The sequence below is a fragment of the Micrococcus sp. H39-S4 genome, from assembly GCF_027158145.1.
Classification (GTDB): Bacteria; Actinomycetota; Actinomycetes; order Actinomycetales; family Micrococcaceae; genus Micrococcus; species Micrococcus luteus.
This window is the reverse complement of the sequence record NZ_JAPVLT010000006.1, coordinates 175,293-190,579: the sequence shown is the minus strand read 5'-3', so window position 1 is coordinate 190,579 and position 15,287 is coordinate 175,293. Positions and strand designations below refer to the sequence as shown.

14 protein-coding genes and 1 pseudogene are annotated in these 15,287 nt (G+C 74.0%); 11 read left to right on the top strand and 4 right to left on the bottom strand.

Features of this window, described 5'->3' with window-relative positions; translation table 11 throughout:
• Positions 1-471 (top strand): annotated as a pseudogene (locus O3T09_RS08115) (hypothetical protein); the annotation flags it as partial.
• Between the two features lie 68 nt (positions 472-539).
• Here the strand turns inward: O3T09_RS08115 and O3T09_RS08110 are convergent.
• Positions 540-1,340, bottom strand: coding sequence for a peptidoglycan recognition protein family protein (locus O3T09_RS08110; RefSeq protein ID WP_041103278.1), 801 nt, complete (start codon positions 1,338-1,340; stop codon positions 540-542).
• Between the two features lie 162 nt (positions 1,341-1,502).
• Between O3T09_RS08110 and glmM the strand changes: the two genes are divergently transcribed.
• Together glmM and O3T09_RS08100 are read left to right on the top strand one after the other, a co-directional pair.
• On the top strand, positions 1,503-2,858 hold the full coding sequence (glmM, locus tag O3T09_RS08105; RefSeq protein ID WP_029248315.1) for a phosphoglucosamine mutase: 1,356 nt from the start codon (positions 1,503-1,505) through the stop codon (positions 2,856-2,858).
• An 8-nt stretch (positions 2,859-2,866) separates the two neighbouring features.
• Positions 2,867-3,094 (top strand): hypothetical protein, encoded by a 228-nt coding sequence (locus O3T09_RS08100; RefSeq protein ID WP_010080407.1) that lies wholly within the window; start codon positions 2,867-2,869, stop codon positions 3,092-3,094.
• 94 nt (positions 3,095-3,188) lie between these two features.
• Here the strand turns inward: O3T09_RS08100 and mscL are convergent, their stop codons facing one another.
• Genes mscL through coaA form a run of 3 tightly spaced genes read right to left on the bottom strand, consistent with a single transcriptional unit; the run spans position 3,189 to position 5,434 of the window.
• On the bottom strand, positions 3,189-3,611 hold the full coding sequence (mscL, locus tag O3T09_RS08095) for a large conductance mechanosensitive channel protein MscL (RefSeq protein ID WP_269295481.1): 423 nt from the start codon (positions 3,609-3,611) through the stop codon (positions 3,189-3,191).
• Between the two features lie 59 nt (positions 3,612-3,670).
• Complete coding sequence (locus O3T09_RS08090) at positions 3,671-4,420, bottom strand: M15 family metallopeptidase (protein ID WP_180971866.1); 750 nt, start codon at positions 4,418-4,420, stop codon at positions 3,671-3,673.
• Between the two features lie 3 nt (positions 4,421-4,423).
• Positions 4,424-5,434, bottom strand: coding sequence for a type I pantothenate kinase (coaA, locus tag O3T09_RS08085; RefSeq protein ID WP_044659424.1), 1,011 nt, complete (start codon positions 5,432-5,434; stop codon positions 4,424-4,426).
• A 74-nt stretch (positions 5,435-5,508) separates the two neighbouring features.
• Here coaA and galE point away from each other — a divergent pair, with 74 nt between their 5' ends.
• The 8 genes from galE (at position 5,509) to tsaE (ending at position 15,277) form a co-directional block, all read left to right on the top strand.
• A complete protein-coding gene (gene galE / locus O3T09_RS08080) occupies positions 5,509-6,564 on the top strand; it encodes a UDP-glucose 4-epimerase GalE (RefSeq protein WP_041103284.1) in 1,056 nt (351 codons plus the stop codon).
• Positions 6,565-6,614: 50 nt separating this feature from the next.
• A complete protein-coding gene (glmS, locus tag O3T09_RS08075; protein ID WP_070709051.1) occupies positions 6,615-8,486 on the top strand; it encodes a glutamine--fructose-6-phosphate transaminase (isomerizing) in 1,872 nt (623 codons plus the stop codon).
• Positions 8,487-8,643: 157 nt separating this feature from the next.
• The gene (gene glgX / locus O3T09_RS08070; protein ID WP_036315853.1) at positions 8,644-10,773 is read left to right on the top strand and encodes a glycogen debranching protein GlgX; all 2,130 of its coding nucleotides are present in this window, start codon (positions 8,644-8,646) and stop codon (positions 10,771-10,773) included.
• A complete protein-coding gene (locus O3T09_RS08065; RefSeq protein WP_070709052.1) occupies positions 10,770-11,501 on the top strand; it encodes a hypothetical protein in 732 nt (243 codons plus the stop codon). The genes glgX and O3T09_RS08065 overlap by 4 nt, the downstream gene beginning before the upstream one ends.
• Positions 11,498-11,878 carry a holo-ACP synthase gene (locus tag O3T09_RS08060; protein ID WP_036338002.1) on the top strand — a complete coding sequence of 127 codons (381 nt, stop codon included), beginning with the start codon at positions 11,498-11,500 and terminating at the stop codon, positions 11,876-11,878. The genes O3T09_RS08065 and O3T09_RS08060 overlap by 4 nt, the downstream gene beginning before the upstream one ends.
• Positions 11,875-13,452 carry an NAD(P)H-hydrate dehydratase gene (locus O3T09_RS08055; RefSeq protein WP_144818491.1) on the top strand — a complete coding sequence of 526 codons (1,578 nt, stop codon included), beginning with the start codon at positions 11,875-11,877 and terminating at the stop codon, positions 13,450-13,452. The genes O3T09_RS08060 and O3T09_RS08055 overlap by 4 nt, the downstream gene beginning before the upstream one ends.
• Positions 13,449-14,654, top strand: a complete 1,206-nt coding sequence (alr, locus tag O3T09_RS08050) for an alanine racemase (protein WP_135019240.1) — start codon at positions 13,449-13,451, stop codon at positions 14,652-14,654. The genes O3T09_RS08055 and alr overlap by 4 nt, the downstream gene beginning before the upstream one ends.
• Entirely contained in the window at positions 14,651-15,277 is a 627-nt protein-coding gene (gene tsaE, locus O3T09_RS08045) for a tRNA (adenosine(37)-N6)-threonylcarbamoyltransferase complex ATPase subunit type 1 TsaE (RefSeq protein ID WP_036315863.1), read from the top strand. The genes alr and tsaE overlap by 4 nt, the downstream gene beginning before the upstream one ends.
• Positions 15,278-15,287: the final 10 nt, after the last annotated feature.

Genomic DNA, 15,287 nt, shown 5'->3' with positions numbered 1-15,287 from the left:
CCCATCACGGTGGCCAGCACCACCACCCAAACGGGCAAACCAGCTGGCCACCAGTGGGCAGTTCTGATGGCCACCAGCGGGAAGAAACACTGGCCGCCTATGGGCAGAACTCAATGGCCCTTGACACGTGAGCAGCTCAATCGCTTCGCCGCGCGGGAGACCGACCCCGTGCGTCGCTGGAAGCTCTCGCCCACCGACCTGGCCTCCCTGGACAAGTGGGACGACTACACGAACGCGAAGGAGGCCATGTTCTTCTACACGCACACGGCCGACGCCCCGTGGACCGTCGTGAAGTCGAACGACAAGAAGCGCGCCCGCCTCGAGGCCATCCGCCATGTGCTGCACACGCTGCCCTACCCGGACAAGGACGAGCGCATCGTCCACCGCCCCGACCCGCAGATCTGCGGCCCGGCCAACGAGCTGGCCGAGTACGGCGAGGTCTCCGGCGGATCGTTCCCGCGCGTGCGCTGACCGGGCCGCGCACGACGGCGCCCCTCACCGTCCGGTGAGGGGCGCCGTCGTGGGGAGCGGGGGCGGGTTCAGCCGCGCTCCTCCTCCACGTACTCCGGGGTGACGTGTGCGTCGTCGAAGAGGTTGTCCGCCCCGAAGCCCTCCGAGACGTGGTACTCGCCCGAGGCCAGGGAGAGGCGGACGTCCTCGCGCAGGATCGGCAGCTTGGCGTAGAACGCGTCGCCGCAGCAGCTGGTGGCGGTGACGTCGCGGTGGCCGATGATGCGGGACGGCGGCAGCTCGTACTGCTGGCAGATGTAGGCGACGAGCGGCACCAGGCCGGCGTAGAGGCTCTGCGGCGGCGGGTTCAGCATGTACAGCCCCTCGCACTCGATGCCGAGCGCATACGCGTTGAACCCGAGCGCGTGGACGCCGAGCATGAACGTCTGTCCGCCCTCGAGCGCGTGCCGGGAGCCGTGGCGGCCCTCCATCGCGAAGCCGCCGCGGGAGACGGTGAAGTGCTGCCCGGTGTCGCCCCAGTCGTTCGCGGGGCTCATGTGCGCGTTCTGGACCACCTGCGCGATGCTCTCCGCCGCCTCCCGGGAGCCGTCCGTGACGTTCGGCGTGGTGGTGTGGTGGATCACCAGGTAGGAGGGGCGCTCGTTCAGGGTCTGCAGGTAGTAGTTGGGCTGCATGGCGCCCCACTGCGCGGTGGTGATGATGTCCGGGGCGGGCAGACGGGTGGCCTGCTCGTCGCCCTCCGAGCTCTGCTCGGCCTGCTCATCACGCCCGCAGCCGGCCACGCCGGCGGCGATCGCCAGGCCCGTGCCGCCCAGCACGCTGCGGCGCGTCCAGGAACGGGAGGGCGGGGGCGGGGTCACGTCGGGCATGGATCGAGGTCCTTCGGGTTCGGGGCGGGGCCTCCCGGGCGGATGTGAGCGGACGGGCGCGCGGCCGCGGGGGCTCGACCGGTCCGATGCTACCGCCCCCGGGCCCGTTTCGTGACCCTCCCGTGATGCAGGCCGCAGGGGCGGCCCCTACACTGACTGATCATGTCGAGATTGTTCGGAACCGATGGCGTCCGTGGCCTGGCCAACGAGACCCTCACCGTGGAGTTGTCCGTCCAGCTGGCCCAGGCCGCCTCGCCCGTCCTCGGCGCGGAGGCCTTCGACGCCGGCCGACGCCCGGTCGCCGTCGTGGCCCGGGACCCGCGCATCAGCGGCGAGTTCATCGCGGCCGCCGTGCAGGCGGGTCTGGCGTCCTCGGGCGTGGACGTGTGGGACGCCGGCGTGCTGCCGACTCCCGCCGCCGCCTATCTCGTGGGGGACCTGGACGCCGACTTCGGCGTGATGATCTCCGCCTCCCACAACCCGGCCCCGGACAACGGCATCAAGTTCCTCGCGCGCGGCGGCGAGAAGCTGACCGACGCGCAGGAGGACGAGATCATCCGTCACCTCGAGGGCGTGACGCCGCGGCGGCCCCAGGGCGCGGACGTGGGCCGCGTGCGCGTCTTCGCGGACGCCGAGGACCGCTACGTCCTCCACCTCCTGCAGACCCTCCCGCACCGGCTGGACGGGCTCAAGGTCGTCCTGGACTGCGCACACGGCGCGGCCGCCGGCTGCTCGCCCGAGGCGTTCCGCGCCGCCGGCGCGGAGGTCGTGGTGATCGGCGCGTCCCCGGACGGACTCAACATCAACGACGGCTACGGCTCCACCCACCTCGAGAAGCTCCAGGCGGCCGTGCGCGAGCACGGCGCGGACCTCGGCATCGCGCACGACGGCGACGCCGACCGGTGCCTCGCCGTGGACGAGCGCGGCGAGGTCGTCGACGGCGACCAGATCATGGGCGTCATGGCCGTGGCACTCAAGGACCGCGGCGTCCTGCGCGACGACACCCTGGTCGTGACCGTCATGTCCAACCTGGGCCTGAAGCTGGCCATGGGCCGGGAGGGCGTCCAGCTCGTCGAGACCCAGGTGGGCGACCGCTACGTCCTGGCCGGCATGAAGCTCGGCGACTACTCGCTCGGCGGCGAGCAGTCCGGCCACGTGATCTTCTCGGACCACGCCACCACCGGTGACGGTGTCCTCACCGGCCTGCAGCTCGCCTCGCGCGTCGCCGAGACCGGCACCCCGCTCTCCGAGCTGGCCGCGGTGATGGACCGGCTGCCCCAGGTCCTCGTGAACGTGCGCGGCGTGGACAAGTCCCGCGCCGCCGAGGACGAGGCCGTCCAGGCGGCGGTGGCCGAGGCGGAGGCCCGCCTCGGCGAGACCGGCCGCGTGCTGCTGCGCCCGTCGGGCACGGAACCGGTCGTGCGCGTCATGGTCGAGGCCCCGGACGAGGAGACCGCCGGCCGGGAGGCCCAGGTGCTGGCCGACGTCGTGCAGCGCGAGCTGCGCCTGCACGACTGACCGGACCGATGACGTCGGACGCGGCCCCCCGGCCCCGCCGCTGGACCCTGTTCGCGGGGCTGCTCGCGGGGCTGGCGGTCCTGTGGTCGGCCGCGTTCCTCGCCGTGGACGCGCCCGTGTGCGCGCGGCAGAGCGCCCCCGTGGAGTGGTTGCCGTGCCTGGATCCGGACCGGCAGGACTCGGAGGTCGCCCCGGACGCCGGGTCCAGCGCGGACCGGACGACGTCGCGTCCCTGAGGGCACGGCCCCCGCGCCGCCGCGGGCATGAAGGAAGGGCCCGGGGCGACTCGCGTGAGTCGTCCCGGGCCCTTCGGCGTCGGACAGGGGGAGATCAGAGGGCGGTGGTCCCGGAGGTGGGGCCGCCGCGGCGCTCGGCGAGCAGGTCGCGGATCTCGGTGAGCACGGCGACGTCGGCGGCCACCTCCTCCTCGGCGGGGTCGATGCCGAGGCGGCGGTTGCGGGCCTCGGTCATCTTGTTCATCGGCATCACGATGGCGAAGTACACGGCCGCGGCGATGAGCAGGAAGTTGACGATGGCGGTGAGCAGCACGCCGAACTTCACGTCGTTGCCGTTGACCGTCAGCACGGCGAACGAGTCGAAGTTCGGCGAGCCCACGGCGGCGGCGATGAGCGGCATGAGGACCGCCTCGACGAGCGCGTTCACGATCTTGCCGAAGGCGGCGCCGATGATGACGGCGACGGCAAGGTCGAGGACGTTGCCCTTCATGATGAAGTCTTTGAATCCCTGGAGCATGGGGAGAATCCTACGTGTGGCGAATTCGGCGCGGTACACCGTCGAGCGAGTCGTGCGTCTCAGTCCGCGTAGTCCGGCGCCGGCGGCAGACCCCACGCGGTCTCGAGGACGCCGCCGGCCGCCTCGACCCGGGCCGCCTCCGCGGACCCGACGTAGCGCAGGTGCCACGGCTCGTGATCGAAGCCCGTCACGTCCTCGGCCCCGGCGGGATAGCGGACGACGAACCCGTACTCGGCGGCGTGCGCCGCCACCCAACGGCCCGCGGCGGTGTCGCCGAAGCACGCTTCCAGGTCACACGCGGGGGTCGCGGCGTCGCCCACGTCCCAGGCCAGGCCGGTCTGATGCTCGGAGTACCCCGGACGCGCGGAGACGCGGTCGGCCTCGGCGTGGCCCAGCTCGTCGACCCAGTGGCCATACGTCCGGACCTGGTAGTCGTACGAACGGTAGGCGCTCAGGGTGGTGAGGCGGTGGCCCGCCGCCGCGGCGGCATCCACCAGGTCGCCGGCCGCCGTCGCGGCCTCCGCGCGCAGGGGCAGCTCGCTGCCGGGCACGGCCACCAGATCCGAGGGCGCCCAGTCGGGCGGGGCCACGGGGCGGGTCTTGTTCACGACGACGTCGAGGGCGGCCGGGTCGGCGTGCGCGCTCGACGACGGCGCCGTGCTCGAGGCGGCGCCGGACGACGCGGCCGCGCTCGAGGAGCCGGGAGCCGGCGTCGCCGGCGCCGAGGACGGGCCCGCGGCGGGCGTGCCGCAGCCGGCCGCGAGCAGCGCGAGCGCGGCCAGCGCGGCGAGAGGGAGGGTGCGACGCATGGATCAGACCTTCCTCAGCAGCACGCGGGTCACCTCGTGTTGCGCGTTCTTCGTGAGCACCAGCCGGGCGCGCCCGCGGGTCGGGCGCACGTTCTGCTCGAGGTTCGGGCCGTTGATGGAGTCCCAGATGGACTCGGCCGTCGCCTGAGCCTCGGCGTCCGACAGGGAGGAGTACCGGTGGAAGTAGCTGCGCGGGTCGGCGAAGGCCCCCGAGCGCAGACCCATGAACCGGTCGATGTACCAGGACCGGATCCAGGACGCGCGCGCGTCCACGTACACCGAGAAGTCGAAGAAGTCGGAGACGGAGAGCCCGGCGGTGCCGTCGGCCCGGGTGCGCGGCGGGGCCAGCACGTTGAGTCCCTCCACGATCAGCACGTCGGGACGGTGCACCACCTGTTCCTCGCCCGGCACGATGTCGTAGGTGATGTGCGAGTACACGGGCGCGCGCACCTCCTGCGCCCCGGACTTGACGTCCGCCATGAAGCGCAGCAGCGCGCGGCGGTCGTAGGACTCGGGGAAGCCCTTGCGGGACATGATGCCGCGCTCGTGCAGCACCGCGTTGGGGTGCAGGAAGCCGTCCGTGGTGACCAGCTCGACGCGCGGTGTGGTCGGCCAGCGGCGCAGCATCTCCTGGAGCACGCGCGCCGTCGTCGACTTGCCGACGGCGACCGACCCGGCCACCCCGATCACGTACGGGGTGCGCCCCGTCCGCTCGCCGAGGAACGCGTTGGTCGCGCTGCGCAGGGCCGCGGAGGCCTCCACGTTGATGCTCAGCAGGCGCGAGAGCGGAAGGTAGACCTCGGCAACCTCGCGCAGGGACAGATGCTCGCCGAGGCCGCGCAGACGCTCCACGTCCGCCTGGTCGAAGGGCTGCGCCATCTCCGAGGCGAGACGGGCCCAGGTCTGGCGGTCCAGCTCCACGAAGGGGGAGCGCTGGTGGCCGTCGGGCACGGCGTCCGCGGGCTCCTCGGGGCCCACGAGGGGCAGCTCGGAGGTCGGGGGGGTGTAGGTCACCCGATCCATTATGGCCGCGGCCCGCCCGGAGCGGGCCCCCGCGTGACGTCACAGGGCCCGGATAGGATCGGCCCATGCGCGTTCTCGTGACCGGCGGTGCCGGATACCTCGGATCCCACACCGTGCTCACGCTGCTCGAGGCGGGCCACGACGTCCTCGTCCTGGACAGCCTGGTCACGGCGACGACGACGTCGCTGGAGCGCGTCGCCGAGCTCGCCGGAACGCGTCTGGGCGGGTCGCGGCTGCGCCTGCACGTGGCCGACATCCGCCGCCCCGAGGACTACCGCGGGGCGCTCGCGGACTTCGGCCCGGCCGCACTCGTGCACTTCGCCGGGCTGAAGTCGCCCACCGAGTCGATGACCCGCCCCGCCGCCTACTACGACGTGAACGTGGGCGGCACGGCCGCCGTCGCCGAGGCCGCGCTCGCGGCCGGCGTCCGCACGGTCCTGTTCTCCTCCTCCGCGACCGTGTACGGCGACCGCGCGCCGGTGCCGGTCGCCGAGGACGCGGCCACGGACCCGGTCTCGCCCTACGGACACTCCAAGCTCATGGCGGAGCAGGTGCTGCGCGACGTCTGCGCCACGGTCGACGGCGGCGGGCTGGCGATGCTGCGCTACTTCAACCCGGTCGGCGCGCATCCCTCCGGGCGGCTGGGCGAGGACCCGAGCGGGGTGCCGGCGAACCTCATGCCCTTCGTGGCGCGGGTGGCCTCCGGCGCGTACCCCGAGCTGCGGGTGTTCGGCGCGGACTTCGACACGCGCGACGGCAGCGCCGTGCGCGACTTCATCCACGTGATGGACCTCGCGGAGGCGCACGTGGCCGGGCTCGACTGGCTCGCGGCCCGGGTGGCGGCCGGGGGCGGTACGACGACCCGGGTCTGGAACATCGGCCGGGGCGAGGGCGTCACCGTGTTCGAGATGGTGCGCGCCTTCGAGGCGGTCACGGGCGGCCGCATCCCCTACCGCGTGGTCGAGCGCCGGCCCGGGGACATCGCCGAGTCGTGCGCGGCCGTGGACGCGATCGGCGCCGAGGTGGGCTGGCACGCCCGACGCGATGTGACCGCGATGGTGCGGGACCTCTGGGCCTGGCAGGAGGCCAACCCCGCGGGGTTCTCGTCCCGGACGGAGTGACCCGGCCCGCCGTGCGCCGAAGTCGGGTCCGGCCCGGTATTCTCGTGCGCATGTGCGGAATCGTCGGATACATCGGCCAGCCCCAGTCGGATCGTGAGCACGGCGCTCTCGACGTCCTGATGGAGGGCCTGCGTCGTCTTGAATACCGCGGATACGACTCCGCCGGTGTGGCCGTGGTGGACGGCGGTCAGCTGTACCACCGGAAGAAGGCGGGCAAGCTCGCCAACCTCGCCGAGGAGCTCGCCGATCACCCCATCCCCACCGGCCTCGTCGGCATCGGCCACACCCGGTGGGCCACCCACGGCGGCCCCACCGACCGCAACGCCCACCCGCATGTGGCGGACGAGGGCCGCCTGGCGCTGATCCACAACGGCATCATCGAGAACTACGCCGAGCTGCGCGAGGAGCTGCTCGCCAAGGGCGTCGAGTTCCTCTCCGAGACGGACACCGAGGTGGCCGCCCACCTCCTCGCCGACGTCTACCGGCACGCGGCCGGCCAGGACCTGACCCGCGCCATGCAGCTGGCCTCCCAGCGCCTCGAGGGTGCCTTCACCCTGCTGGCCGTGCACGTGGACCACCCCGACCGCGTGGTGGCCTCGCGCCGCAACTCGCCGCTCGTCGTCGGCCTGGGCGAGGGGGAGAACTTCCTCGGCTCGGACGTCTCCGGCTTCATCGACTTCACCCGCGAGGCCATCGAGCTCGAGCAGGACCAGGTCGTGACGATCACGGCCGACGCCGTCGAGATCTCGGACTTCCGGGGCGGCCCCGCCGACGGCAAGCGCTTCACCGTGGACTGGGACGCCTCGGCCGCGGAGAAGGGCGGCTTCGAGACCTTCATGGAGAAGGAGATCCACGACCAGCCCCAGGCCGTGCAGGACACCCTGCTGGGCCGCACGGACGCCGCCGGCGCCCTGATGCTGGACGAGCTGCGGATCGACCCCGAGGAGCTCAAGGCCGTCGACAAGATCATCGTCCTGGCGTGCGGCACGTCCGCCTATGCGGGCACGGTGGCCAAGTACGCCATCGAGCACTGGTGCCGGATCCCCGTGGAGGTGGAGCTCTCCCACGAGTTCCGCTACCGCGACCCGATCATCGACCCGCACACCCTCGTGGTGTCCATCTCCCAGTCCGGCGAGACCATGGACACCCTCATGGCGGTCCGCTACGCCAAGGAGCAGGGCGCCCGCACCGTGTCCATCTGCAACACCAACGGCTCCACGATCCCGCGCGAGTCGGACGCCGTGCTCTACACGCACGCCGGCCCCGAGATCGCCGTCGCCTCCACCAAGGCGTTCCTGGCGCAGATCACCGCCGCCTACCTGCTGGGCCTGTACCTGGCCCAGCTGAACAAGAAGCTGTTCAGCGGCCAGATCAAGGACATCCTGGCGGACCTCGGGGCGATCCCCGGCAAGATCGAGGAGATCCTCGCCGCCAAGGACCAGGTCAAGGAGCTCGCCCGCTCCATGGCCGACGCCACCTCCGTCCTGTTCCTCGGCCGCAACGTCGGCTACCCGGTGGCCATGGAGGGCGCGCTCAAGCTCAAGGAGCTCGCCTACATCCACGCCGAGGGCTTCGCCGCGGGCGAGCTCAAGCACGGCCCGATCGCCCTGATCGACGACGGCCAGCCGGTCTTCGTGGTCATGCCCTCGCCCCTGGACCGTCACTCGCTGCACGCCAAGGTGGTCTCGAACATCCAGGAGGTCCGCGCCCGCGGCGCCCGCACCTTCGCCGTCGCCGAGCGCGGCGACGCGGCCGTGCGCGGCCAGGCCGAGGTCGTCTTCGAGGTCCCCGAGACCCAGCCGATGCTCATGCCGCTGCTGACCACGGTCCCGCTGCAGATCTTCGCCCTCGAGCTCGCCACGGCGAAGGGCTACGACGTGGACCAGCCGCGCAACCTCGCCAAGTCCGTCACGGTGGAGTGATCCGCCGCTGAGGCCACCGAGACCTCTCCTGCCGGGCCCGGCCGCCACACAGCGGCCGGGCCCGCGACGCGTCCGGGACGGTGTCCTCCCGCCCCAGTAGACTCCCCGAGGAGGCCCGCCGCACCCGGCGGGCCGCACGACGAGACCCCGGAGAGTCATGCACACAGTGGAGATCGGCCAGCCGTACCCCCTCGGGGCCACCGTGGACGAGACCGGCACCAACTTCGCCCTCGCGGTCTCCCGCGAGGTGGAGGCGGTCGAGCTGTGCCTCGTCGCCGACGACGGCACGGAGACGCGCATCCCTCTCGAGGAGCGGCACGGCACCACATGGCACGCCCACGTGGCGGGCATCGGCCACGGGCAGCGCTACGGCTACCGCGTGCACGGCCCCTGGGACCCCGCCCGCGGCCTGTGGCACAACCCGGCCAAGATCCTCGTGGACCCGTACGCGCGGGCGTTCACCGGCGACTACGAGTGGGGCCAGCAGCACCACTCGTACGACTTCGACGAGCCGGACCGCATCGATACCTCGGACAACCTGGGCACGAGCATGCTCGGCGTCGTCGTCGCCGAGGACTTCGACTGGGGCGATGACGCCCCACCCGCCGTCGAGCTCACGGACACGGTGATCTACGAGACCCACGTCAAGGGCATGACCAAGCTGCACCCCGCCGTCCCCGAGGAGCTGCGCGGCACCTACGCGGGCATGGCCCACCCGGAGGTGGTCCGCCACCTGACCGAGCTCGGGGTGACCGCCGTCGAGCTGATGCCCGTGCACCAGTTCGTCAACGACGCCACCCTGCAGGAGAAGGGGCTGAGCAACTACTGGGGCTACAACACGCTCGGCTTCTTCGCCCCGCACGCCGCCTACGCCTCCTCCTCGGAGGTGGGCGGCCAGGTCCGCGAGTTCAAGCAGATGGTGAAGGACCTGCACGCCGCTGGTCTCGAGGTGATCCTCGACGTGGTCTACAACCACACGGCCGAGGGCAACGACAAGGGCCCCATGCTCAGCCTGCGCGGGCTGGACAACGCCGGCTACTACCACCTCGTCGAGGGCGACGAGCGGCACTACATGGACTACACGGGCACCGGGAACTCGGTGGACCTCTCCAGCCCCAAGGCCCTCCAGCTGGTCATGGACTCCCTGCGCTACTGGGTCACCGAGATGCACGTGGACGGCTTCCGGTTCGACCTGGCCACCACCCTCACCCGGGTGGAGGGGGAGCAGGGCCCGGACATGTTCTCCGGGTTCTTCGACGTGGTCCGCCAGGACCCGGTGCTGCGCACCGTCAAGCTCATCGCCGAGCCGTGGGACGTGGGCTGGGGCGGCTACCAGGTGGGCAACTTCCCCGGCCTCTGGTCCGAGTGGAACGGCATGTACCGGGACGCGGTACGCGACTTCTGGCGCGGCGAGCCCGGCACCCTCGGCGAGTTCGCCACCCGCCTGACCGGCTCGGCCGACCTGTATGAGGGGGACGGGCGCGGCCCCGGTGCGTCCGTGAACTTCGTCACGGCCCACGACGGCTTCACGCTGCGCGACCTCGTCTCCTACAACGAGAAGCACAACGAGGCCAACGGCGAGGACAACAACGACGGCGAGGCGCACAACCGCTCGTGGAACTGCGGCGTGGAGGGGGAGACCGACGACCCCGAGGTCGTGACGCTCCGCGCCCGCCAGCGCCGCAACTTCCTGGCCACCCTGCTGATCAGCCAGGGCGTGCCCATGATCAGCCACGGCGACGAGCTGGGCCGCACCCAGGGCGGCAACAACAACGTCTACTGCCAGGACAACGAGATCTCGTGGATCGACTGGTCCGCCATGGACGACTCGCTCGTGGCGTTCACCCGCGACCTGATCGCGCTGCGCCGTGACCACGCGGTGTTCCGCCGTCGCCACCACTTCGACGGTCGCCCCGCGGCCCGCGACGTCGAGGCGCCCCTGCCGGACATCGTGTGGCTCGAGCCGGACGCGACCGCCAAGACGGAGGACGACTGGGGCGCCGAGGCCCGGTCGATCGGCTTCTACCTCAACGGGCACATGCTCACCCGCGGGGACGAGGAAGGGGAGGAGCCCTACCGGGACTTCTACGTCCTCATGAACGCGTGGTGGGAGCCCGTGCCGTACACCCTGCCCGGGCCCACGTTCCCGGCGGAGTGGGAGGTCGTCGTGGACACCTCGTCCCACGTCGCCCCGGACGGCACCCGCCCCCGCGTGCGTGCCGGGGACGTGCTTGAGCTCCCGGCCCGCTCCACCGTCGTGCTGCGGCAGGTGCCCGAGGGCGCATGAACGAGCGGGTCGACCGGGGGCGCGTCCGCCGTGGCCTGCCGCGGTGGGCGCGGGCCCTCTGCGCCACCGTGGCCACCCTGGCGGCGCTGGCACTGGCCTTCGGCGCGGGGTGGGCCACGCACGCCGTGACGGACCCGCACCCGGACGACGCACCGCGTGTGGACGCCCTCCTCGTCCTCTACAGCCAGCCCCGCGTCTACGACGCCGCGATCGAGCTCGCCGCGTCCGGCCTCACCGACCGGCTCTTCGTCTCCGCGTACCTGGGGCCGGACGGGCACGAGAAGCTGTGCGGCGGCCCGGAGGAGCGCGACCCGCGGCTGGCCGGCGTCACCGTCGAGTGCTTCGCGCCCGATCCGGTGACCACCCAGGGCGAGGTCATCCACGCGGGCGAACGCATGCGCGAGCTCGGCCTGCACCACCTGGGCGTGCTCACCTTCCACCAGCACGTGGAGCGCGCGCGGCTGCTGGCGGAGCGGTGCTTCACCCCCGAGGAGGGCCGTGTGTCCCTGTACGCGTTCGACGCCGGCTTCGACCGGCTCGGCCGCCTGCAGCACGGCGTCTACGGCGTGCTGGCCTACGGGAAGGCGATGCTCACGCCGGGCTGCGACCAGCAGCTGCCCGGCGTGCTGCAGTGGCCGCTCGACCTGGCCAAGCGACTGCGCGGGCAGCCCGTCGGGGACGAGGCCGGCGCCGTCGTCGTGGGCGCCCGGCGGGCGGGGGCGGTGTGATCGTCGGCGTGGGGGTGGACGTGGTGGACGTCCCGCGGTTCCGGGCGCAGCTCGAGCGCACGCCGGCGCTGCGCGCACGCCTGTTCACCGAGGACGAGCGGGACCTGCCGCTGCGCTCGCTGGCCGCGCGCTTCGCCGCCAAGGAGGCGGTCGCCAAGGCCATGGGCGCCCCGCCCGGGATGATGTGGCACCACTGCTGGATCCCGCGCCCGGACCACGGCGACGGCCGCCCCACCGTGCACCTGACCGGCACCGTCCAGGCCCAGGCCGAGGCCCTGGGCATCACCCACTGGCACCTCTCCCTCAGTCATGACGGGGACGTCGCCACCGCCTACGTGGTCGCCGAACGCCGCGCGGCCGAGGAGGAGTCCGCATGACCGCCGATGACCTGACCCGCATCGCCGTGACCGGCTCGGCCGTGCGCACGGCCGAGGAGCCCCTGCTCGCGGCCGGGCGCGGCCCGGAGCTGATGCGCGCGGCCGCCTGGGCCCTGGCCGAGCACGCCGCCGCCCTGCTGCGTGAGCGCGGCCCCGTGGCCGGGGCGACCGTGGCCGCCCTCGTCGGCCCCGGCAACAACGGCGGGGACGCGCTGTTCGCCCTCGCCTTCCTGCGCCGCCGGGGCGTGGCCGCGGTCGCCGTGCCCGTCCGCCGGGACGACGACGGCGCCCCGCGCTGGCACGCCGAGGGCTGGGCTGCGCTGCAGGCGGCCGGGGGACGCCGCGCGGACGCGGTGCCGCCCGAGGCCGCGCTCGTGGTGGACGGCGTGCTCGGCACGGGCTTCACCGGCGAGTATGAGCTGCCCGCCGCGGCGCGCGCGCTGCCGGCGGATGCGCTCGTGCTGGCGTGCGACGTGCCCTCCGGCGTGGACGCGGACACCGGCGAGGTGCGGGGGGAGGCCCTCCGCGCGGACGCGACCGTGACGTTCGGCGCCCTCAAGTCCGGTCTCGTCCTCGGGGAGGGGGCGGCGCGCGCGGGCACCGTGCACGTGGTGGACATCGGGCTGGGACCGCACCTGCCGACGTCGCCGGCCGCGCGGCTGGGCGTGATGGACGAGGCCGCCGCACGGACCGCCCACCCGGCCCCCGCAGCCAAGGCCCACAAGTACACGCGCGGCGTGGTGGCCGTCGTCGCCGGATCGGAGCGCTACCCGGGGGCCGCCGTGCTCGCGAGCGCGGGCACGCTGCAGACGGGCGCGGGCATGGTGCACCACGCCGGCCCGCAGACCACCCGGGACCTGGTGCTCGCCGCCCACCCCGAGGCGCTGGTCTCGGCGGATGGGCCCGAGCCGTCGCGCGCGGACGCCTGGGTGGCCGGCCCCGGCCTGGACACCGAGCACGACGCGCGGCGGCGCTGGGCCGGCGTCCTCGCCGCGCTCGAGGAACGGCCGGAGGCGGCCCTGGTCGCCGACGCCTCGGCCCTGGACCTGGTCACCGCCGCCGAGCTGCGGTCGCTGCGCGCGGCCGGCACGCCCGTGGTCCTGACGCCGCACGCCGGGGAGTGGTCCCGGCTGCGCGAGCGCGTCCCCGCGGACGGCGACGACGCCGCCGACCCGCTCGCGGCGCTGCGGGCGTGGACCGCTGCGCACGGGGCCACCGTCCTGCTCAAGGGCCCGCGCACCCTCGTGGTCGCCCCGGACGGCGAGGCGTGGGTCGTGACCGGCGGCGGGCCCGACCTCGCGATGGGCGGCACCGGCGACGTGCTCTCCGGGGCGATCGGTGCCGTCCTGGCCGCGGACGTGGCGCGGCGCTCGCGGGCGCGCCGGGCCGGGGAGGATCCCGGCCCGGCGCCCACGGCCCGGCTCGCGGCCGCCGCCGCCTGGCTGCACGCCCAGGCCGGGGCCGACCAGGCCCGCGCCGGGCGGATCACCACGGCCACGCTGCCGACCGCGCTGGGCGCGCGCGTCGCGCGCCTGTGGTGGCCGGACGACGCCGAGCCGGAGGCCGTCCAATGAGCCGCGCCGACGTCAACCCGGCGGACACCGAGCGCGCCGTACGCATCGACCTGGCGGCCGTCCGGCACAACGTGGGCGTGCTGCGGGAGCGGATCCGGCGCCCCGACGGCAGCCGGCCGCTGCTGACCGCCGTCGTCAAGGCCGACGCCTACGGCCACGGCGCGGTGGCCGTCGCCCGCGCCGCCGCGGCCGCCGGCGCGGACCGGCTCGGGGTGGCCCATGTGCGCGAGGCCCTGGCCCTGCGCGCGGCGGGGGTGCGCCTGCCCGTGCTCGCGTGGCTGCACACCGGGGCCACGGACTTCGCCGCCGCGGTGGAGGCGGAGGTGACCCTCGGCGTCTCGGGCTGGGACCTCGACGCCGTCGCCGCCGCCGTCCGCGGGCTGCGGGCCCGTGGCGGGGCCGGACCCGAGGCCCGCGCGGTCCTGCATCTGAAGGCGGACACCGGCCTGGGCCGCCACGGCTGCACGCCCGAGCGGTGGCCCGCCTTCGTGGCGCATGCTGCCGAGCTCGAGGCCGCGGGCCTCGTGCGGGTGGAGGGCGTGTTCTCCCACCTCGGCGTGGCGGACGAGCCGGACCGGGCCGCCGAGACCACGGCGCAGCTGCTGCGGTTCGAACGGATGGCCGCCGAGGCCGCCGAGACGCTCGGCCACCCGCTGCTGCGCCACCTGGCCAACACGCCCGCCGCCCTCGCCCGGCCGGACACGCACCTGGACATGGTGCGCGTCGGCCTGGGCCTGTACGGGCTCTCCCCGTTCGCGGACGTCACCGCCGCCGAGCTCGGGCTGCGCCCGGCCATGTCCCTCGTCACCGTCCTGGCCAACGTCAAGGCCGTCCCCGCCGGGCAGGGCGTGTCCTACGGGTTCCGCCACGTCACGGCGGAGCCCACCACGCTCGGGCTCGTGCCCGTCGGCTACGCCGACGGCGTCCCGCGCGTCGTCGAGGGCACGCGCGTCCACGTCGGCGGCCGGGCCGTCCCCGTGGTGGGCCGCATCGCGATGGACCAGTTCGTGGTGGACCTCGGCCCGGACGCCGCGGACGCGCCCGGCGACGCCGTCGAGCTGTTCGGACCGGCCTCCGGCATTCCGGTGGAGGAGTGGGCCGCGGCCGCCGGGACGATCAACTACGAGCTGGTGACCCGCATCGGGGGCCGCGTGGACCGGCAGCACGTGGACCCCACGCCGACCCAGGAGGCCCGCCCATGAGCGACCACGCGATCCCCGCCCCGGGCGCGACCCTGCCCGAGCCCGTGCTGACGGCGACGGTCCCGCTCGAGGGCGCCGACGGCACCCGGGCGTTCGGCCGCGCCCTCGCCGGGGTGCTCCGCGCCGGCGACGTGCTGATCCTCACGGGCGACCTCGGCGCGGGCAAGACGACCTTCACCCAGGGGCTGGCCAGCGGATTCGGCGTGGCCTCCGGCGTGGTCTCGCCGACGTTCGTCCTCTCCCGCGTCCACCCCGCCCCGGCCGACGCCCCGGCGGGCACCCCGGACCTCGTGCACGTGGACGCGTACCGGCTGCGCTCGGCGGGGGAGCTCACGGACCTCGACCTGGACGCGAGCGTCGACCGCTCCGTGACCGTCGTCGAGTGGGGCCGGGGCATGGCCGAGTCCCTCGCCGGGTTCCCCGAGGACCCGGACGCCTCGTGGCTGGACATCGAGATCGTCCGGGCCCGCGGGGGTGAGGACGCCCCCGCGGCCCCGGCGGGGGAGGGCGAGGACGGCATCGTCACCGACTTCTCCGACGAGGACGGAGGCCAGGCCGAGGAGCTGCGTTCGGCCGTCGTGACCGGCCGCGGCCCGCGCTGGGCCGGCGTCGTGCTTCCGTAGACTGGCGGCC